The organism is Planktosalinus lacus (assembly GCF_014640155.1).
Lineage (GTDB): Bacteria > Bacteroidota > Bacteroidia > Flavobacteriales > Flavobacteriaceae > Planktosalinus > Planktosalinus lacus.
In genome coordinates, this window is the sequence record NZ_BMGK01000007.1 from 37936 (window position 1) to 58209 (window position 20274).

Genomic DNA, 20274 nt, shown 5'->3' on the forward strand with positions numbered 1-20274 from the left:
CATTTTAAGTGTTAAAATAAAACTAAAAAAAGCAAGAGTCATAAAGGGCTACTCGATACTCAGACTATCCTCTTGTTCAGAATTTTGACTTGACCGGGTCAATTCGTCGATGCGTTGTTTTTCAAACTTTTCATTGATTTGAGTAATCAAATTGCTAAAAGCAACATTTGTTTCTTCTAGGTTTTTAGAAATTATATTAGTCTCGACGTTGGGTTGATGCATCGTTTCATCCAGAAGTTTTACCCGCACATTTACAACGCGCATTCGGGAAGAAATAGCGTTTGTGTTAAGAGGTTCAGGAATGTTTTTTAGGAGAGAGTCGCTCACAGATACCATACGCTCGGTTTCTGTTTGGTAATTTCTCACATTACCACTGTTGATGCGTCTTAAGTCGTTCTCAAATTCCTGAAAATACTGCCATGAAGTAATGACATCCTGAGCGTGAGGACTGAGTCTGGGAAATGTAACATCGGTTTTTGGAAGTGAAATTTTAATCGAGTCACTGTTTTCAAAAGAGACTTCGCTATTTTGTTTTTTGTCTGCATCGCAGGCAATCAACAAAAAGAAAAACACTAAACTTACTGATAGAAAACGCATAGGACTCATAATGAAAGACGAAATTAAACTATTTGGTAAAAACCTGTGTTAAAACTAAACGAAAATTACAAAAAAGGATACAGAACCTAGTTCAATCTAACTGGTTATTTGTTAAAACAAAGTGAGGTTCCAAGGCTTATTTCTTATCTTTACGCCACAAAAAATAAATTCATGAAATCCAGAATACTTATCCTTGGCGCCTGCGGTCAAATAGGCACAGAATTAACAAACGCTTTACGCGAAAAATACGGAAACCATAAAGTGATTGCCAGTGACATTAGAGAGGGTGAGCCTGAATTGATGCAAAGCGGACCATTTGAAATCATTGATGCTACCAACTATGAAGCCATTGAAAACATTGTCATTCGCTACGAAATAAGTGAGGTTTATTTAATGGCTGCCATGCTTTCTGCTACTGCTGAAAAATTCCCTATGAAAGGGTGGAACCTCAATATGAATTCGCTGTTTAATGTGCTGAATCTTGCTAAAGAAAAAAAGATTGAAAAAATATTCTGGCCTTCAAGTATTGCTGTTTTTGGTCCCACAACTCCAAAACAGGATACGCCTCAGCGCACGGTGATGGAACCTTCAACTGTCTATGGCATCAGCAAGCAAACCGGTGAACGCTGGTGTGAATATTACAACAAGCGGTATGGTGTGGATGTGAGAAGTATTCGCTATCCCGGTATCATTAGCTGGCAAACATTGCCCGGTGGCGGCACAACAGATTATGCCATTGACATCTACCACAAAGCCTTAAAACACAAGAAGTACATTTGCTTTTTAAACGGCGAGACTACCTTACCCATGATGTATATGGCCGACGCCATCAAAGCAACAATTGATATTATGAGTGCCCCGGCGGAACAAATTAAAAACCGCTCTTCTTACAATTTGGCAGCCATCAGTTTCAATCCCGAAGAAATTGCCGCCAGCATTAGAAAGCAGATTCCTAAGTTTACAATAAGCTACGCACCCGACTTCCGCCAAGCGATTGCAGACAGCTGGCCACAAAGTATAGACGACATGGATGCGCGAACTGACTGGGGCTGGCAACACAGCTATGACCTGGATGCAATCACTGATGAAATGATTAATAATCTCAAATCAAAATACCCGCGCTAATTCTTTAATAGCGTTTTTTTTCTTACGGAAGCATATTGCTTTAAAGCTCACTAATTAAGTGACTTTAAGTTTTACTTCTCAACCATGTCCTACAAAAAAATTTATAAAAAAGCTTGGATTGTTGCGGTTCATCCAATGATTTAACCGTTTAATCGAAAACCCTACTGTTTGTAGGAACAAAACACCTCCAAATAGCTATTTTTGATGTGTAATTAATTAAAGAAGTGAAATCTGTTTTGATTTGGGGGACTAATTAAAAACTAATTAGAAATCAAAATTTTGAATTTCTTAATTTCCTTTTCGATGTAGACAACATACATTGAACCCTTTCTCCCCACAAAATAGAGTGTTGAATTGCAGACACTTAAAAGTTGATATTATTTGAAAAAGATTATGGAAAGAACATTACTTAAAAAAATGTATACCAAATATGTGTTGATTTTAATAGCCCTATTGACTTTTGGGTTTGTAGGAGCGCAGACTATTACAACTTTAGCACTTGATCCTGACCAAGCTAACAAACTTACTTTCACTCTAACAAATGGGAACGGTACGAACAGGCATTTTTTGCCCTATCATGGAGGAAATATGCGATACATACATCAAATCAGGCCAATAGGTGGAACTTTTGTGCCAGTTAGCGATCTAATTAATTTAACAAATCCACCAGTTGGTGATGGAGCTTCAGGAAGCTACGAACATAACTTTTTTATGGCTGCTGGATATACGCCGGGTTTATACCAAATGAGAATTTTAGCGTTACGTAGTGGACAATTCAATGTGTCTTCCAATATAATAGATATTGAGTTAAAATATGATGTTTCAATAGAAGGATTAACAGACACCGGCTATGTAAGATGTCAAACTCCGGCGGTATCATACAGGTTGGCAACAGTCAGGAATACAGGAAACTTACCGCAAGCATATGATCTAAGTTTGGATGAAAATATTGCACCTACCGAGCAAAACCTAGCTTCAGACATTTTGTCTTTAGAAGGTGAACCTATTAACTCAACACCACAATTAAGTGCTGGGGCCACATTTAGTTTTTTAGTGAGAATAGCCGCTATTCAAGGCACACAACCCGATAAAAACAACTACACTGCGTTAATTGCTACAGCACAAAGCGATGGAAATATTTCAGATTATGAAGTGATTCATACCTGGACATACTGCGGAAATGGTAATAGTCTACCTAATAACCCAGATGCACCTGATTTATTAATTGTCAAATCGGGACCTAATAACGCAATTATAGGAGAACAAATGCAGTATACTCTTACTTTATTAAATAATACCAACACCACTCAGGAAGCCATTTTACCAACAATGACAGATAGTATTCCGGTAAATCTTGATATTGTAAATATTTACAAAAGTCCAACTGACACAAGAGATATTACCATTTCATTTGATGAAATTACAAGAGTTCTTGAAGTCACCTATTCAACAAACAATCAAAATAAATTTGAGCCTGGTGACCCTCCAATAAACATATACATCGATGTGGTTCCAAATTGTTATGTTACACCTCAGGTAATTAATACTGCTTTTGCATCAAGTGGTTCAGATGACTCAAACTATGATAATAACATAAGCTCAGTTAATACAGATATGCTTTATGACACCTCAAATCAGGTAAACTGGACGGGTAATGTTAATATTGATTGGTTTGATTGTGCAAACTGGGACAAAGGAATTGTTCCAAATGAGGATATAAATGCTACTATCCCAACTACAGCCAGTAACAACCCTATTATAGATTCAGGCTCTTCATTAGCACCGCCGAATGGAACAGCTGAGGTTAGAGATATTACCATTATGAATGGTAAGTCACTAGAAATGATAAACTCAATACTAGAAGTAAATGGCAATTGGACTAATAATTGGGGAACTCTTATACCTGGAAATGGTACAGTTGCATTTGTAGGTTCTGACACAGATCAAACAATTCTTGATTTATCTGAAGAACCTAGCTTTTACAACTTAACGGTTAACACCACCAACGATTTTAAAGTACTGGTTGGTAACGACCAGGGCTTACATGTCAACAACCAACTCAATCTCCAAAACGGTGTGTTAAGGTTGGAAGGTAAGTCACAATTACTACAACCTGATGGTGCTACGGTTATAGCAACCACCGGTAAACTGTGGCGTGATCAAAGAGGGCAGGCAAACATGTATAATTACAACTATTGGTCTTCACCGGTAGGAACCACAACCACAAATTATCAAATTGCCAATGTTATGAAAGACGGCAGTGATATCTTAAACTTTCAAAATATTCAATGGACTGGAGGTGTTAATGGTGCTCCCACAACACCAATTACAATTTCGAACAGATGGCTTTACAAATTTCAAAGCACAAGCCCTTTGTATGCCAATTGGCAAAAGATTTATCAAAATGACCCAATTCAAGCCGGATTAGGGTATACCATGAAAGGAAGTGGAACCAACGATCCAAGTGATACACAAAACTATAGATTTGTTGGTGTACCATTTACGGGTAATATAACCAACACTATTTCAGATGGACAGATATCACTTTTAGGAAACCCTTATGCATCAGCTTTGGATGCTGATAAGTTTATAGATGATAATGAAAGTGTTATTGATGGGTACCTGGAGTTCTGGGATCATTTTGAAACAACAAACAGTCACTTATTGGCAGCATACAAAGGCGGATATGCTAAATTAAATAAAACAGAACAAATAGAAGCAGTAAATGTAGATGGCAATGAGAGTAATCGATTACCTCAACAATTCATTCCTGTGGGTCAAGGGTTCTTTGTGTCAGCAAAACCTGGTATTTCTAACAATTCACAAATAGTTTTTAGAAATAGTCAACGTGCTTTCGTAAAAGAGGACGAAGCCGGGGGTATGCAAATGCTTGGCATGCCTGATGGATCTAACGCCTCAACAGGAACTTTTGATGGACCAACAAAAATTAAATTAAACTTGATTTCGGCCGGTGATTACACCCATCAGATTGCTCTTGGTTTTATGCAAGCCAAGGCGAGTGAAGAGATTGATTATGGGTATGATGCCAGATTGCGTGAGACAGACCCCAATCAATTTTACTTTATGCACCCGGAAGAAAAATTAGTAATTCAGGGCGTGGGCTACTTTGATGAAGAAAACAAATATCCACTGGGTGTCATTGCAGATAATGTGGGGAGATACACATTTTCTATAGGCCATATTGAAAACCTCCCTGAAAACACCCCAGTGTATCTGTATGATAACGAAAAACAAATTTATCACAACCTGAGAAAGAGCGATTACATTGTTAATTTGGCTCAGGGCGAATACAATACCCGTTTTTCACTGCGTTTTAAAAACTTTGCGCTTGAAAACAATCTCAATACACAACAATTACTTGATAACATTGTAGTTTATCACCAAAACAATTATGTTATCATTGCAAACCCTTCAGAAGAAACAACGATTCTAAAGGCAACAATGTTTAATATGCTGGGTCAAAATGTGACAAACTGGAATATTGATAATGGTAGAGAAAGCCATATTGAATTGCCATTGCAATCGCTGGCTGCAGGAGTCTATGTAGTACAAGTACAAACTGATCAAGGATCGGTTTCTAAAAAAATTAATATCAAATAACTCAATTAACCTCACACAATAACAAAAGCTGTTTGAAAAATTCAAACAGCTTTTGTTTTTTTATTGGGTTGACTTCATAAGTTTTTACGATATTTATACTGAAAAAAAAAGTATGCGTTTAATTAAAGAAGCTGCCCGTCAGTTACAGCAGGCAGCACATTCAAAAATCCCTTGTACTCCCATCAGAGAATTAATTGGAGAGTCAAACCAAGAGCTGGCCTATGAGGTTCAAAACTATCTTACCCAAGAACGATTAAATTTAGGAGCAAAAATAATCGGAAAAAAAATAGGCCTCACCTCTGAAAAAGTACAGCAACAACTGGGTGTAAACCAACCCGATTATGGTATCTTATTTGACGATATGCAAATTCCCAATGGAGGAAGCATTTCTGTAAAACAATTGATGCAACCAAAAGCAGAAGCAGAAATAGCTTTTGTTCTTAAAAATAAAATCAACAGGACACATCCTTCAGTTAAAGAGTTAGTTGAAGCAATCGACTATATTGTTGGAGCCATCGAAATCGTGGGCAGCCGCATCGCTCATTGGGATATTAAAATCACTGATACGATTGCCGATAATGCTTCTGCCAGTCACTTTATCTTAGGAGATGTAAAAAAACAACTTAATGACATCGATATCATTGGTTGTGAAATGCAACTATTTAAAAACAATCATTTGGTTTCTGAAGGTTGTGGTTCTGCTTGTCTGGGGTCTCCACTTATAGCACTTCAATGGTTAGCAAAAAAGATGAGTAGTCTGGGTAGTCCTTTAAATGCCGGTGACATTATTCTCTCAGGGGCTTTGGGTCCAATGGTGGAAATAAAGGAAGAAGACAACTTTAAGGCCACCATCGAGGGATTGGGTGATATCAATATTAGTTTTACAAAATAATAGTATGCAAAAAATCAAAGCAGCCATCATCGGTTCCGGCAACATAGGAACCGATTTACTCATAAAAATCATCAGGACATCAAAACTGCTGGAAGTGTCTGTTCTTGTTGGAATTGACCCTAAATCTGACGGACTGAAACGCGCTGAACAAATGGGCATAAAAACCACGGCAAAAGGTATTGATGGATTGATTGAAATGCCCGAATTTCAAGAAGTAGCAGTCATTTTTGATGCCACATCCGCGAAAGCACATTATTCTAATTACGATAAAATCAAATCGTTTCCAAACAAGAAAATGGTCGACTTGACCCCAGCAGCCATCGGTCCGTTTTTGGTTCCTGCAGTTAATTTTGAAGGCATTAAAGAATTAGACAACGTCAATATGGTCACCTGTGGAGGGCAGGCAACCATCCCGATGGTAGCTGCAGTCTCCAGGGTTGCCAAAGTACATTATGCCGAAATCGTAGCCTCTATAGCCAGCAAATCCGCCGGACCCGGCACGCGAGCCAATATCGATGAGTTTACCGAAACCACTGCCGATGCCATCGTCAAAGTGGGCGGTGCCACACGCGGAAAGGCGATTATTATCCTCAATCCCGCCGAACCACCACTGGTAATGCGGGATACCGTTTTTACACTGAGTGAAATTACAGATAAAGAACGCATACGCGAAAGCATCCAACAAATGGAAACCGAAGTGCAGCACTATGTGCCCGGTTACAAACTCAAACAAGAAGTACAATTTGAAGAAATTCCCGAAAGCAATCCTGTGTTTATTGAAGGACTTGGAAATGTTCACGGACTCAAAACTACCATCATGCTGGAAGTAGTAGGCGCAGGTCATTACCTGCCCGAGTATGCCGGGAATTTGGATATTATGACTTCTGCAGCTTTGGCTGCGGGTGAAAAGATGGTGGCCCCTTCGGCTTCGCTCAGGGACCGGGATTAATTAAATAAAGAGTAATTATGAGTAATAACAACGAGATTTCCGCCTCCGCGGGAATATACATACAAGACGTGACCTTAAGAGACGGCATGCATGCCATAGGTCATCAGTACACTAAAGAGCAGGTATTTCAAATTGCAAAAGCATTGGACCAAGCCAAAGTAGATGCCATTGAAGTGGCTCATGGCGACGGATTGGCAGGAGGAAGCTTTAATTATGGTTTCGGCGCACATACTGACTGGGACTGGCTGGAAGGGCTGGCCGAAACCCTGGAACATGCAGTTTTGACCACATTATTGCTTCCCGGGATTGGGACGATTTCAGACTTAAAAAAGGCTGCACAACTGGGTGTAAAATCCGTGCGTATTGCTACTCATTGTACCGAGGCTGACGTGGCGGCTCAACACATCGCTGCTGCGAAAGAATTAGGAATGGACGTTGCCGGATTTTTGATGATGGCTCATATGAATCCACCTCAAAAACTGGCCGAACAAGCCAAATTAATGGAAAGCTATGGAGCCGATTGTGTCTATGTAACCGATTCTGCCGGAGCTTTGCTGATGCAGGATGTCGTAGATAGAATGAATGCTTTTAAAGACACATTAGACCCCAAAACACAAATAGGAATTCACTGCCATCATAACCTTTCGCTGGGTGTCGCCAATACTATTGTTGCGATGGAGCACGGAGCCACACGACTTGATGCCTCATTGGCAGGAATGGGTGCCGGAGCAGGTAATTGTCCGCTGGAAGTGCTCATTGCTGTGCTAGACAGAATGAATGTCCCGGTCAATTGCAAATTGTATCCTTTGATGGATTTGGCTGATGATATTGTTCGTCCCATTCAAAAAAGACCGGTGCGCGTGGATAGGGAAACCTTATCACTGGGCTATGCGGGTGTGTATTCCAGCTTTTTATTACACGCTGAAAAAGCAGCAATAACATATGGACTGAAAACAGGTGATATCCTTCAGGAGCTGGGAAGAAGAAAAATGGTGGGCGGACAAGAAGATATGATTGTAGATGTAGCTCTGGATATGCTCAAAAAAAATTAACATAATGCAAAAAAGGTGACCGAGAGATCACCTTTTCTTTTTATATGAGGATTTGTTTAATCCAAATCAAACCTGTCGGCATCCATCACTTTTACCCAGGCTTTTACAAAGTCGCGAACAAATTTTTCTTTGTTGTCGTCTTGAGCATACAACTCAGCATAAGCTCTTAGAATAGAATTGGAACCAAACACCAAATCAATTCGGGTAGCAGTCCATTTGGTTTCGCCGGTTTTTCTATTTACAATACTGTAAAGGTTTTCGCCGGTAGGCATCCATTTGTAATTCATATCAGTAAGGTTGACAAAGAAATCATTCGTCAATACCCCTGGTTGATCTGTAAATACCCCGTGTTTAGTGCCTCCGTGATTGGTGCCTAAAGCACGCATTCCACCTACAAGCACAGTCATTTCAGGAGCAGTAAGCCCCATCAACTGGGTTCTGTCGAGCATGAGTTCTTCGGGGGCGACTGTATAGTCTTTTTTCAACCAGTTTCTGTACCCGTCGTGGATGGGCTCCAGATCTGAAAATGATTCAGCATCGGTCATTTCATCGGTGGCATCACCACGTCCGGGACTGAAAGGTACCGTTACATTTACACCGGCAGCTTTGGCTGCTTTTTCAACGGCAGCACTTCCGCCTAAAACAATCAGGTCTGCAATGCTGACTTTCTTACTCAAACCGGATTGAATTTCGGTGAGTTTATTCAGTACTTTCTGTAAGCGATCCGGCTCGTTGCCCACCCAATCTTTTTGAGGCGCTAACCGTATTCTTGCACCATTGGCACCACCTCTAAAATCGGAACCCCTAAAGGTTCGGGCACTGTCCCAGGCAGTATTGATGAGTTCGGTACTACTCAATCCGCTGTTAAGTAACTTTTCTTTTAAATCGGAGATTTCGCTTTCGCTTAAGGTGTAATCCACACTTGGAATCGGGTCTTGCCAGATTAAATCTTCCTGAGGCACATTAGGTCCTAAATAACGACTTTTAGGCCCTAAATCACGATGTGTTAATTTAAACCACGCTCTTGCGAATACCTCTTCAAAATAAGCTTGGTCTTTATGGAAACGCTCTGATATTTTACGATATTCGGGGTCCATTTTCATCGCCATATCAGCATCGGTCATAATCGGGTTTTGGCGTTTAGTAGGATCATGAGCATCCAGCGGTTTGTCTTCTTCAGCAATGTTAACAGGCTCCCATTGCCAAGCACCTGCAGGACTCTTCTGCAGTTCCCAGTCATATTTAAATAATAAATCAAAATACCCCGGATCCCATTGTGTTGGGTTTGTGGTCCAGGCACCTTCCAGGCCACTGGTCACAGTGTCACCGGCATTTCCATTTCCTTTGGGGTTGATCCATCCAAAGCCCTGGTCTTGGATATTTCCACCTTCAGGAGCTTCTCCCAGTGTGGAGGCATCGCCATTTCCGTGTGCTTTCCCTACGGTATGTCCACCGGCAGTTAAAGCAACGGTTTCTTCATCGTTCATCGCCATACGCTTAAAGGTAGTGCGAACATCCTTAGCGGTTCTGAGCGGATCGGGCTTGCCATCCACACCCTCGGGGTTTACATAAATCAATCCCATTTGCACGGCTGCAAGTGGGTTTTCTAGAGACTCACGGTCTTGGTCACTGTCATAACGGTTTTTGGTTTCAGCCAGCCATTCTTTTTCTGAACCCCAGTAAATGTCTTTTTCGGGATGCCAGATATCTATGCGTCCTCCTGCAAAGCCAAAGGTTTTAAAGCCCATAGATTCATAAGCCATATTCCCGGCAAGAATGAATAAATCTGACCAGGAAATTTTGTTGCCGTATTTTTTCTTGATGGGCCAAAGTAGTCTTCGGGCTTTGTCAAGATTTCCATTATCCGGCCAACTGTTGAGAGGGGCAAAACGTTGGTTTCCGGTGTTACTTCCTCCACGTCCGTCAGCTACTCTGTATGTTCCTGCTGCGTGCCAGGCCATTCTGATCATTAAACCACCGTAATGCCCCCAGTCAGCCGGCCACCAGTCCTGGCTGTCGGTCATAAAGTCTTTTAAATCTTTTTTGAGCGCTTCCAAATCCAGTTTTTTGAATTCTTCTGCATAGTTGAAATCTTCCCCCATCGGATTGGTTTTGGTGTCGTGCTGATGAAGGATGTCGAGATTGAGTGCTTTGGGCCACCATTGCATCACACTTCTGTCGGTTCCTGTGTTGGCACCGTGATGAAAAGGGCACTTTCCTGTTGCTGGGTTGTTCATAATGAAATTGTTTTTTAAATTAGGTTTTATTAATTAATTCAATACTGTATTCAATATTGAAGTTATTTCTGGTTTATTAATTCGTTTAAAACAAAATAAGTAATTTAAAATGGGCGTTAAGTATAATTTTAAATTATAATTCTTATATGAGAATAAGCTTTGCTTATTAGGTCGTTTTAAACACTTTTTTTGAGTGAAAAAGAGCGAACTTAAATTTACAAAAAATTATCGGGTTTTCAATAGGCTTTTCGGGGGCTGATAATTATTCTTATCAATTTTTTTACTTTAGTTTTGTAACAGATAAAATTTAATATATATTTGCATCCGCTTAGCGAAAGTTAAGCATTTAAAATGGTGAAAACACCTTCCTCCTTAGCTCAGTTGGTTAGAGCATCTGACTGTTAATCAGAGGGTCCTAGGTTCGAGCCCTAGAGGGGGAGCAAGTTTCGAGTCCGCCTCTGGCGGAGGAGCAAGTTTCGAGTCCGCCTCTGGCGGAGGAGCAAGTTTCGAGTCCGCCTCTGGCGGAGGAGCAAGTTTCGAGTCCGCCTCTGGCGGAGGAGCTAATTAAAACAAAGGGGTTGCATTTATGCAATCCCTTTTTGTTTTTTAAATGGTAACTTAGTTGTAACACAAAACCGGTATTTAGATACCTATTTTAATATTGGCCTCGTAGTTCAATGGATAGAATAGAAGTTTCCTAAACTTTAGATGCAAGTTCGATTCTTGCCGAGGTCACAATCTCCTTCCCACAAACCAAAAAAACAATCCCTCGCTATTAACGCAATCTTTAGAAGTGTTTAACAGTTTCTTCCCAGTAAATTTTGTATATTAAGTGTATGAAAAATCAAAAATACATATGGTTAGGTATCGCTACGCTGGCAGTGCTGGCAGTAGCAATACTCTCTGTAATGAATCCGGTATTTTCATATCTGTGGGTGCTTTGGATTGCTGCTGTGGTGTTGTTACTCATTGCAGTTTTTAAAGTCTTACAAGGAAAACGTTCCTCAAACAAAACCTTTAAAGACTGGTATGAAGACCATCCGCGAAATCCTAAGTAAATTCTTTTTTAAGCTGATATTTATCATAGATTCATATTGTGAGCCAAAGTAACTTGCTACTCTAAAATCAAGTTGATTGTCAGTCTATGAGAATGCTCCTCCCCCTACTGTTCGTTATACACGGATTGATTCACTTTCTCGGATTCCTCAAAGGGTTTCAAATTCTTAAAATGGAGTCTATATCTTTTTCTGTGTCTAAAATAATGGCTGTTTTTTGGTTGATGACAGCTTTGTTGTTTATCATTACCTCCCTCACTTATTTTCTCAAAAAAGATATATGGATTGTATTGGGAGCGGTTGCTCTGGTGAGTTCTCAAATACTCATTTTTCTTCATTGGCAGGATGCCAAATGGGGAACTCTTGCCAACATTATAATCCTGATTTGCATTCTGATAGCTTTTAGCATTCGGTCGCAGGAAAAGAAATTGGATATTGAAAAAAAGCAGTTTATCCAATCCCTCACTGCGACACAAAATCACACCCTACTTCCCGAAGATGTTTCTCATCTGCCGGTAGTTGTTCAACATTGGATGAAGCGTTCAGGTGTGGTGGGAAATCAACGTGCCTTTGGGTTGCGACTGCAGCAAACAGGCCAAATGAAAACCAAGCCTGAAGCCGGCTGGATGCCTTTTACAGCCGAACAGTATTTTAATGCTCAACAACCCGCTTTTTACTGGACAGCAGAAGTATCAATGGGGTTTGGCTTATTTCTCAAAGGACGTGATTCTTTCAAGGAAGGTGAAGGAGAAATGATGATCAAGCTGGCATCTCTTTTTCCGGTGGTAAATGAAAAGCACACCCCACAAATCAATTCCGGTTCAATGATTCGTTTTTTGGCAGAAATTTGCTGGTTTCCATCGGCCGCAGCCTCGCCTTATATTGTTTGGGAAGAAAGGGATGCCTTTTCGGCAAAAGCCACATTCACACAAAAAGGAACAACAGTGTCGGGAATCTTTCGGTTTTCTGAAAAAGGTGATTTGATTTCGTTTGAAGCGGAACGCTATTTCGGCGGAAACGCCCAAGCAGAAAAACACCTTTGGGTAGTCAATATTTTAGACCATGTTGAATTTGAAGGCATCAGGGTGCCACAGCAATGCAGTGTTGTATGGAAACTTCCCGAAGGCGACTTTGAATGGTTGCAATTCTCAGTGACCAACCTGGATTACAATCCATTACAGACGTATTAGATAGAAGTTTTTGTAAAAAATTAAAGTGTAGCAACATTAAAATTTTCAACTTCCTGAACGCCTTCAGAAGGCAATCCTTCCAGGCGCTCATTGCCTATGCGAACCCGCACCAGTCTGAGGGTTGGAAACCCCACAGCGGCAGTCATTTTTCGCACTTGCCTGAACTTACCTTCCGTAATTGTAATTGACACCCAGCTTGAAGGACCGTGACGGTCGTCCCGCACTTTTTTAGCGCGCTCAGGAAATTGAGGAACTTTTTTAGGAATATACACCTGAGCAGCTAAGGTGGTATAGCTACTTCCCTGAATGGAAATTTCAACACCTTGTTGTAGCGCAGCAATCGCAGCAGGCGTGATGAGGCCATCCACTTGTACATAATATTCCTTTTCAATCTCTTTGCTGCGCACAGCCGCGCTGGTTTTACCGCAGGTGGTGAGTAACAACAAACCCTCAGAATCTTCATCAAGCCTGCCAATGGACATAGTGCCTTCAGGAAATGCACCTAGCTCAGTTAATAATCGTTTGTTTTTGCGGGTGTTTTGATTGTACACAAACTGGCTCAACATCCCATAAGGTTTAAACACTTTAAAATGACGATGATTGTTTGCCATGGAGAAATACAATTGTAGTTCAAGGCAAAATAATGGCTTTTTTGCTTACCGGGAAAAAGTTTTCTCAGATTTCAATTGAAAAACAAACAGGCCATTAATTACTTTTCAGTGGACCGTTTGTGTCCACTAATTACTTCTGAGATAATGCCTTTATGATGGCTGAATTCGGCAATGAGCACCCCGGCCAGGTGTAGCACGATGAAGGCTGCTAAGTAGTAAACTGAAAGTTTGTGAAGGTCTTCCAGGGAGGCTTTAAACGTTTTAGGGAACAATTCTATCAAAAGACCGGTGATGAGAGAAACGGCAACAAATAGATAAAATACCAGATACACCCCATATTGAAAACGTTCCCGGGATGAGAGATTTTTATTAAATGGATTCTGAAACACCATTTTTCCGCTAGCTCCCAGCCATATTCGAAGGCTAATTAAGCCTGTCAACAAATAACCACTGTAAATATGCCAGTCCCACATTGGTTTCCTGATTTGTTTTGCAATGACAATCAATTCGTCATAGCTAAGTGTGCTTTGCGAGGCGACCAGGGTTTGTTCAAGGATATCGGCGATACCAAATTTATTGAGCCAGGTTAGCCTTAAAAAGATGGTGAGCGCCAGAAAAAGGAATGTTAACGCAATAGCCCAGTGGAGCAGGCGAAAAGTACGTGAGTAGGGGTGCATAAGATTGTTTTATGGGTGCTTTAAATTAATTTAGGGAAGGTGCTCCCAACTACAAAAGCACCTTCCCTTAAGTTTAGGTTACTTTTACTTTTTTGGGAGGAATGGTTTTTTCGGGCTCCATTTTTTGAAGTGTGAGTTGTAAAATACCATTTTTGTAAATAGCTTTTACTTCTTTTTCTTCGTTAACGGTTTCCGGTAAACGCAAACTTCTTGTAAAGCGATTGTAACTAAACTCTTTTTTAACATAGCCTTCTTTCTCTTCTTCAGACTGTTGTTCTTTTTCGGCATATAAATTCAACATTCCATTTTCAATGGTGATGTCAAAATCGTCTTTCGAAAATCCGGGAGCGGCGACTTCAATGGTGAAATGTTTGGGCTGCTCCTTCACATTAACTGCCGGACTGAAGTCAATGTCCGCATCTGAAATTCCTTGAAATAGGCGGTTGATGTTAAAAATGTCTTTGGGTCGATCCAACACTTCATCAAAAAACGGGTGTTTAAAGATGGAGGGTTCAACAAACGCAGGTAAGCGTCTCTTTTTGTTGGCAACAAGTGGCATGATCTAAAGGTTTTAAAGTGAAACCTGTATAATTGTTTAGAAACTGAGGTGCTCCTTTTTAGAAAACACAGCAGCATAATTATTTCAGAAGGGGGGTAGTAGCGACTTCTGAATATCCGGTCAGCGACCGGAGTGGATCCTTACATTTTTGAACCAGGGGCAACAAACATCAGAAAAACTAGGTTGTATTTAAGTTTTTCCAGTCGGGATACCTGATTACAAAATGTGCTACGGCTTCTTTAAACAGCTTGACATCCTCTTTGGTGATTCTGTCTTTATGCAATAGCTGTTTGTACCGTTCTTTGTAACGCAAAGGAATCATGGTACATAAATTTTAATGAACGTAAAAACATTTAGTAGGCCGTAATGGTATTTGGATGCTTAAAGTTACTTCGATCATTTCAAATAAACGATGACATTTATCAGTTTTTGAAACTAATTTTATACATTAAAAAACAATGCTCCAAATGCCTCTCACCTCATTTTCTTCATAACCCGTTGCCAGGTCATTGGGATACAATTCTTTAATTTTATCCAGCACTTTTAAATCAATTGTATTTGGTTTGCCATGGCACTGCAGGCACATGCTGTTGGTCACAATGGGATAGTAAAACCGCGTCTGATTTCCCAGAGGTAATACCACCGGCTTGGGATCGTTTCCCAAGTCAATTTGTTCTTGAAAATAAGCTATATAATACTGCTCTTCTTCATTGGCAGCGTTGTTAGGGTTGCGGTTTTTGTCACTCACCCGCTTGATGACGGCATCGTGTTTGTCTTCCATTTGCTTTGTAAGGGGCATGGCTTCAATATTACAGAACTCCAATGCGTGCAAGGTTCCTTCCTTTTGAATGGCGGTCATCAGGTTTTGTCCCAGCAGTTGTTTGGTGGAGAGGGCATACTCCAGACCGATTTCAGCTTTTCGTTCGAGGGTGTTTTTCAGGGTGTCGTTTTGACCCATACCGCGGCGCATTCCTCTGCCCATACCTTTCCCTTGTCCGGGGCGGGTTTCATCCAGCGGATTGTGTTCATACAAATAGTCAGCAATCTGCTCCAGGGCGTCCTGCGGAAATTTCTGATAAGGCATCAATCCAAAATTGCGAATGGCCCCCGGCATTTTAGCAATGTCTTCTGAAGGTTTTTCAAGAAACGTCAAAAAGTCTTTGGTAAAGGCTTCTTTAGAGGTGTTTGAATTAATGTAATGATTTTGTACCATGGCCATAGGAGGGGCGATGCGGTTGTCGTGACCCACACCCTGTGGGGCATGACATACATAACAATGCGTTTCCAGTAGTTTTTTACCGGGGTGTTCTACGATTGCAAGCGCATCATTGGTTTCCTGAGCTTCATAGCCTTCTGATTTATTTTTGCAACTGCTTAATAAAAAGAGAATACTTAGTGCTGCGATGACAAGTTTCATAATACTTTATTTGAACAATAAAAATACAAAGATTGTGCTTTTTGGAATGTAACTTAGGTTACTCAATGCATAAATAAGTCACCTGTCAAATTTAATTTTTTCAACCTCACTCGTAAGTACATTTTTAACTTAAACAAAAAAACCCTTGTCTCTTATTGACAAGGGTTTTGATTCAGCCTGAGAAAGCTTAATATAAGCCTGTTAAAGCCTATTTCTTGATGATTTTTTTCACAAAAACAGTCCCAGATTCAGAGGTTACTTTTACAAAATAGACCCCGCCACTTAAGGAGTCCAAAGCAATGGTGGTTTGTGCTTTGTGTTGTAAAACCCTCGTTCCGGAAGAAGTATAAACCTCCACCTGTTGTATGGTTTCACCCGCTAAATCAACAGTGATCAACTGGTGCGCAGGATTGGGATAGATGCGTAGCTTACCCGTAGCAGCATTTTCAAATTCAGGACCGGACAGAGTACTTAAATCTATAGAAAACTTCACCAGCCCCAAATCGAGTGTAGCCATATAGACCTCAACGCTTTCTTCTTCAAAACTAAAATCCATACTGTATGTGCCGGTATTGGCAAACATATCTGTAGTGATTGTAGTCCAGGTGTCACCATTGTCTCCGCTGTAAAGTACCTTTGAACTGTTATAACTGGAAGTGGGTACAGCAGCAATCACATGACCGTCTGTATGTTGTGAAAATTTTAATTTTCTTACGTTGAAATCACTGTGAACCTGCTCCCAGTTTTGACCACCATCTGTAGTTTTGTAAATACCTGACTGTGCTGCCAACAGATACATTTCCGGGTTATTCGGATTGCGTTGCAGGTCAAAAATCATATCTTCTGAGGACAGTGATAATCCATTGGAAATATCCACCCAGCTAGTACCCCCGTTAGTAGATTCATATACTTTATTGTTGAGCGAAATTAATACGTGCTCTGAGTTTGACTCATCTATGTGGATGGCATAGATAAGGCCTGTTTCCGGCAAGACAACTTCCGTTTCAACGACATTGAGCATATCTGAAAAATCAAGGATTTTCACACCTGACTCAAAAAAGGATACCCATACTTTGTGTGTATCATTTGGATCTGCAGTTAGCTGAACCAGGTTGTCAAAAAAGATTTGATAAATGCTTTCAGTTGTTTGTCCATGATCGTCACTTACATATAAGTTAGAACCGGAAAAACCACCTCTAAATGAGTATAATCGCCCCGGAATATTAGAATCTGCCTTATAAAAAGGAATGCCTTCATTTGAAAAAATAAAAATGGGCACAATGTCATAATGCTGTTCCTCACCAGTATTAATATTAGTGTGGACTATGCCCTGCTGAACACTGTGATACAAATGTTTTTCAGTTTCGTTTTCAAAAATACTTACAAGGGTTGAATGGTAAAACCTATTGTAATGCCTGCTCATACTTTCTCCACCATCTGTTGAAAACATGGGGTGATAATTTGCATTGATAAACACCTCATTTGATGCAAAAGGATTGAATGAAGCATTCAGACCATAGTAATAAATGGTTGGATCTTCGGTGGGATAGACATAATTGGTCCAGTTTGATGCGCCGTCATAGCTTATCAGTACCTCATTTTCCTCCAGTAATAACAAGTGGTTGAGGTCGTTTGGATTGTAGACAATTTTGTTGATATTGTTCATAATGTCATCTGTCCAGCTGAGGTTGGATGCCGTCCAGCTGGCCCCACCGTCCAGTGAATGATAGAGGTCTTGCTGGTGGTTTTCGTCATGACCCACATAAGTACCCGCCAGTATGTTTTCAGGGTCTTGCGGGTGAAAGGTCAGTGCATAGAAGGAGGAACCTATAAGCTCGGTACTCCAGGTGGCTCCAGCATCTTCAGAAATCATAATTCCGCCGGCATTGTATTCGGGGCCAATATCGCGCATGATGAAAACTTTTTCAGCATTATTGGGACTCACCGCTACACTGTTTGGAAATACCCCATCATAGTTTTCGGTAAAATAGATTTCATTCCAGTTACTTCCTCCGTCGTTAGTGTAATATACTTTTCCAAAGCCGGCAAAGCCTACACGGTAGCCTTGATAGGCAATCAGCACATCAGTATTGTTTTCCTGCAAGTCATAAAACATTACCCACTCTTTGTCAGAATCTGGTGGAATGGGCAATATAAACTCCTTCACGATGCTGTTGCTGTTGAGGTCATAGATGTAAATGCCGTTGTTTTGCTCTGAGTAGTCCACATAAAAACTTAGCTGATGCCCGTTCAGATAGCGCAGGTTTTTCAGGTATACTTCATTTTCAGGAAAAGAAAATAAAATATCCCAGGTTTCACCTTTATCGTTTGAAACGAGGATGTGGTTGCCCAGGGTGACTGCATAGAGCTTATTTTCAGTAGTGGGGTCAAAAGTGATGTCGTCTAAACGTCCATAGGCATCTGTTCCTTCAAAGCTTAAAGGAGTTTGAGCCGTACAAATATTCATGATGCTAAAAACGGCTATCAGTGTTAAAGTAAATAAGTGTTTCATTTGTTCTCTTTTATTCGTTTTTAAAATTGATTTGCCAAATGTTCCAAAACCAAATGAAATCAATCTAAAAATTACACCGAAAAAGTGTGACATGGATTGGTCAAAAGTGTGATGCTTATTTTAAAGAAGAGAGGTAATTGAAGAGTAAAGAGCTGTCTTCCAGTTCCATTTTCTTCGAAATGCGTTCTTTGCGTTTTCTGCAGGCCTCGGCGGTGATGTTGAGCAAGGCTGCTATTTCTTTATGACTTAAATTCATATACAGATAGGTCACAAACCGAATGTCGTTGGCATTCAGGCTGGGATGACGCCTTTTCAAGCGCGTCAAAAAGTTGTGATTTACCTCTTCAAAATGCCTGATAAACTCATCCCATTCAGCATCAGTTTTCAATAATGCTTTCAGCTTTTTAATTTGTTCTTTGATGCTTTTATTGTCGTTGATTTCCGGATTGTTTGATAAATCATTGATGAGGGCGGCAATGAGTTCATTGCGTTCAGAAAGGTAGAGTGCCTTGGCCGATAGTTTGCGATTGCGCACTTCTATTTCGTTTTTCAATCGTTCCTGCTCCAGTAAACCGAGTGTTTCTTTTTCCTGCATTTGTTGTTCCAGAAGCAGGTTGTCGCTTTGCTTTTGTTTAAGCTCCAGGGCATTCAATTCCTGATTTCGACGGTGCAACACTTTCTCTTGTTTGTTTTTTATATAGCTGTTACGCAAGGCCCAGCCGGTGAGTAAAAAAGCCAAAAGAGCACCACCCAATAACTGAAAATAGGATTTGCGCTGCTTTTCCAGTTTTTGTTTATTCTCTCTTAGTTGCTGCTGGTAATTTTGTATTTCAAACTTTACTTTGTTCGTTTCATACAGCTTTCCGTTTTTGATATTGTTGAGGTCTGTATGTAAACTCAACAATGAGTCTTTGGCGGCAAGTGCCTGTTCATACTGATCGGTTTGAGTATACAGTGCTACTAACTGTTCATATACCAGCATTTTACTTTCCAGGTTTACCGGTTTTTCGAGCGCTTTGAGGGCATAGGATTCCGCCGTAAGTAATTCATTCAGGGCTTCATAAACATTGGAAAGGATGAGCAATACCGAAAGTCTGAGTTCAGTATCCTGTTTAAGTTCTTCCTGTGAGAGCAGCTCAAGCGCAAGTTCAACAGCTTTTGCATATTCCTTTCTCAAAAGCAGGTTGTCTGCCAAACCAATTTGGGCTTCAGTAACCACGGCGGGGTTTTCTTCTCTGAGTGAAAGCGCCTCTTCAAGGAAGTAAAGGGCTTGTTGTGGCATTTCGTTGCTGTTGTATGCCAAACCGAGGTTGACGGCATACAGGGCAATTTTTTTTTGATCGCTTACATTTTTGGCAAGTTCATAGGCTTTTTCAAAATATTCGATGGCACGGCTGTAATTTTTTTCGCGTAAAAACAAGATGGCAATATTGTTCAACACGGTCATTTCCTGTTGTGCATCCAGCTCTTTGATAGCCAATGTGTAAGCTTCCAGATAGTAATTGAGGGCCTCCCCATAGTCCAGCATAGAATAATAGTTGGCGCCCATATTGTTGAGTGCCAGAAAGTGTTGCTTGTGCCAGTTGTTTTCGACGGCCAGTGTTTTGGCTTCAGCAAGTAATTCCAGTGAACGGCTGTAGTCTTTGATATACATCGATTCAACAGCTTGCCTGATCAGCGTGTCACTTTCTTGCTGAGCTATGCCCGGTACTGATACTAAGGAGAAGAAAAACAAAAACACCCATCTTTTCATAAGGGCTGAATGGCTTGGTGGTTGGAC

General features: G+C 40.6%; 16 protein-coding genes and 2 tRNA genes. 9 read left to right on the plus strand and 9 right to left on the minus strand.

Going from position 1 to position 20274, the window contains the following annotated elements; genetic code table 11:
• Window positions 1–48 precede the first annotated feature (48 nt).
• Entirely contained in the window at window positions 49–597 is a 549-nt protein-coding gene (locus IEV69_RS09290) for a hypothetical protein (RefSeq protein WP_188441768.1), read from the minus strand.
• Between the two features lie 171 nt (window positions 598–768).
• On the opposite strand from IEV69_RS09290, the gene IEV69_RS09295 reads away from it, so the two are divergent.
• The 5 genes from IEV69_RS09295 to dmpG all read left to right on the plus strand — a co-directional run bounded on the left by IEV69_RS09295 (window position 769) and on the right by dmpG (window position 8236).
• A complete protein-coding gene (locus tag IEV69_RS09295; protein WP_188441770.1) occupies window positions 769–1722 on the plus strand; it encodes an NAD-dependent epimerase/dehydratase family protein in 954 nt (317 codons plus the stop codon).
• Between the two features lie 393 nt (window positions 1723–2115).
• The gene (locus tag IEV69_RS09300) at window positions 2116–5343 is read left to right on the plus strand and encodes a DUF8693 domain-containing protein (protein WP_188441772.1); all 3228 of its coding nucleotides are present in this window, start codon (window positions 2116–2118) and stop codon (window positions 5341–5343) included.
• 112 nt (window positions 5344–5455) lie between these two features.
• On the plus strand, window positions 5456–6235 hold the full coding sequence (locus IEV69_RS09305) for a 2-keto-4-pentenoate hydratase (RefSeq protein WP_188441774.1): 780 nt from the start codon (window positions 5456–5458) through the stop codon (window positions 6233–6235).
• A 4-nt stretch (window positions 6236–6239) separates the two neighbouring features.
• Window positions 6240–7184 (plus strand): acetaldehyde dehydrogenase (acetylating), encoded by a 945-nt coding sequence (locus tag IEV69_RS09310; protein ID WP_188441776.1) that lies wholly within the window; start codon window positions 6240–6242, stop codon window positions 7182–7184.
• Window positions 7185–7201: 17 nt separating this feature from the next.
• Complete coding sequence (gene dmpG, locus IEV69_RS09315) at window positions 7202–8236, plus strand: 4-hydroxy-2-oxovalerate aldolase (protein ID WP_188441778.1); 1035 nt, start codon at window positions 7202–7204, stop codon at window positions 8234–8236.
• Between the two features lie 56 nt (window positions 8237–8292).
• Here the strand turns inward: dmpG and katG are convergent, their stop codons facing one another.
• A complete protein-coding gene (gene katG, locus IEV69_RS09320) occupies window positions 8293–10473 on the minus strand; it encodes a catalase/peroxidase HPI (protein WP_188441780.1) in 2181 nt (726 codons plus the stop codon).
• Window positions 10474–10839: 366 nt separating this feature from the next.
• On the opposite strand from katG, the gene IEV69_RS09325 reads away from it, so the two are divergent.
• The 4 genes from IEV69_RS09325 (at window position 10840) to IEV69_RS09340 (ending at window position 12718) form a co-directional block, all read left to right on the plus strand.
• A tRNA-Asn gene (locus tag IEV69_RS09325) sits at window positions 10840–10913 on the plus strand.
• 223 nt (window positions 10914–11136) lie between these two features.
• Window positions 11137–11208, plus strand: a tRNA-Arg gene (locus IEV69_RS09330).
• Between the two features lie 101 nt (window positions 11209–11309).
• Entirely contained in the window at window positions 11310–11531 is a 222-nt protein-coding gene (locus IEV69_RS09335) for a hypothetical protein (protein ID WP_188441782.1), read from the plus strand.
• Between the two features lie 170 nt (window positions 11532–11701).
• Window positions 11702–12718, plus strand: a complete 1017-nt coding sequence (locus IEV69_RS09340; protein WP_188441784.1) for a DUF6920 family protein — start codon at window positions 11702–11704, stop codon at window positions 12716–12718.
• Between the two features lie 20 nt (window positions 12719–12738).
• On the opposite strand, the gene IEV69_RS09345 is transcribed toward IEV69_RS09340, so the two are convergent.
• The 7 genes from IEV69_RS09345 to IEV69_RS09375 all read right to left on the minus strand — a co-directional run bounded on the left by IEV69_RS09345 (window position 12739) and on the right by IEV69_RS09375 (window position 20247).
• Window positions 12739–13329 (minus strand): pseudouridine synthase, encoded by a 591-nt coding sequence (locus IEV69_RS09345; RefSeq protein WP_188441786.1) that lies wholly within the window; start codon window positions 13327–13329, stop codon window positions 12739–12741.
• Window positions 13330–13427: 98 nt separating this feature from the next.
• The gene (locus IEV69_RS09350; RefSeq protein ID WP_188441788.1) at window positions 13428–14006 is read right to left on the minus strand and encodes a cytochrome b/b6 domain-containing protein; all 579 of its coding nucleotides are present in this window, start codon (window positions 14004–14006) and stop codon (window positions 13428–13430) included.
• Between the two features lie 73 nt (window positions 14007–14079).
• A complete protein-coding gene (locus tag IEV69_RS09355) occupies window positions 14080–14565 on the minus strand; it encodes an Hsp20/alpha crystallin family protein (RefSeq protein WP_188441790.1) in 486 nt (161 codons plus the stop codon).
• A gap of 178 nt (window positions 14566–14743) precedes the next feature.
• Window positions 14744–14887 carry a hypothetical protein gene (locus IEV69_RS09360; RefSeq protein ID WP_188441792.1) on the minus strand — a complete coding sequence of 48 codons (144 nt, stop codon included), beginning with the start codon at window positions 14885–14887 and terminating at the stop codon, window positions 14744–14746.
• A 126-nt stretch (window positions 14888–15013) separates the two neighbouring features.
• Window positions 15014–15982, minus strand: a complete 969-nt coding sequence (locus tag IEV69_RS09365) for a c-type heme family protein (protein ID WP_188441793.1) — start codon at window positions 15980–15982, stop codon at window positions 15014–15016.
• A 208-nt stretch (window positions 15983–16190) separates the two neighbouring features.
• Entirely contained in the window at window positions 16191–18494 is a 2304-nt protein-coding gene (locus tag IEV69_RS09370; RefSeq protein WP_188441795.1) for a VPS10 domain-containing protein, read from the minus strand.
• Between the two features lie 115 nt (window positions 18495–18609).
• The gene (locus tag IEV69_RS09375) at window positions 18610–20247 is read right to left on the minus strand and encodes a tetratricopeptide repeat protein (RefSeq protein WP_188441797.1); all 1638 of its coding nucleotides are present in this window, start codon (window positions 20245–20247) and stop codon (window positions 18610–18612) included.
• Between the last annotated feature and the right edge of the window lie 27 nt (window positions 20248–20274).

Coding starts and splice junctions, on each gene's coding strand:
- IEV69_RS09290 (WP_188441768.1), bottom strand. CDS start 597: ATGCGTTTTCTATCAGTAAGTTTAGTGTTTTTCTTTTTGTTGATTGCC.
- IEV69_RS09295 (WP_188441770.1), top strand. CDS start 769: ATGAAATCCAGAATACTTATCCTTGGCGCCTGCGGTCAAATAGGCACA.
- IEV69_RS09300 (WP_188441772.1), top strand. CDS start 2,116: ATGGAAAGAACATTACTTAAAAAAATGTATACCAAATATGTGTTGATT.
- IEV69_RS09305 (WP_188441774.1), top strand. CDS start 5,456: ATGCGTTTAATTAAAGAAGCTGCCCGTCAGTTACAGCAGGCAGCACAT.
- IEV69_RS09310 (WP_188441776.1), top strand. CDS start 6,240: ATGCAAAAAATCAAAGCAGCCATCATCGGTTCCGGCAACATAGGAACC.
- dmpG (WP_188441778.1), top strand. CDS start 7,202: ATGAGTAATAACAACGAGATTTCCGCCTCCGCGGGAATATACATACAA.
- katG (WP_188441780.1), bottom strand. CDS start 10,473: ATGAACAACCCAGCAACAGGAAAGTGCCCTTTTCATCACGGTGCCAAC.
- IEV69_RS09335 (WP_188441782.1), top strand. CDS start 11,310: ATGAAAAATCAAAAATACATATGGTTAGGTATCGCTACGCTGGCAGTG.
- IEV69_RS09340 (WP_188441784.1), top strand. CDS start 11,702: ATGGAGTCTATATCTTTTTCTGTGTCTAAAATAATGGCTGTTTTTTGG.
- IEV69_RS09345 (WP_188441786.1), bottom strand. CDS start 13,329: ATGGCAAACAATCATCGTCATTTTAAAGTGTTTAAACCTTATGGGATG.
- IEV69_RS09350 (WP_188441788.1), bottom strand. CDS start 14,006: ATGCACCCCTACTCACGTACTTTTCGCCTGCTCCACTGGGCTATTGCG.
- IEV69_RS09355 (WP_188441790.1), bottom strand. CDS start 14,565: ATGCCACTTGTTGCCAACAAAAAGAGACGCTTACCTGCGTTTGTTGAA.
- IEV69_RS09360 (WP_188441792.1), bottom strand. CDS start 14,887: ATGATTCCTTTGCGTTACAAAGAACGGTACAAACAGCTATTGCATAAA.
- IEV69_RS09365 (WP_188441793.1), bottom strand. CDS start 15,982: ATGAAACTTGTCATCGCAGCACTAAGTATTCTCTTTTTATTAAGCAGT.
- IEV69_RS09370 (WP_188441795.1), bottom strand. CDS start 18,494: ATGAAACACTTATTTACTTTAACACTGATAGCCGTTTTTAGCATCATG.
- IEV69_RS09375 (WP_188441797.1), bottom strand. CDS start 20,247: ATGAAAAGATGGGTGTTTTTGTTTTTCTTCTCCTTAGTATCAGTACCG.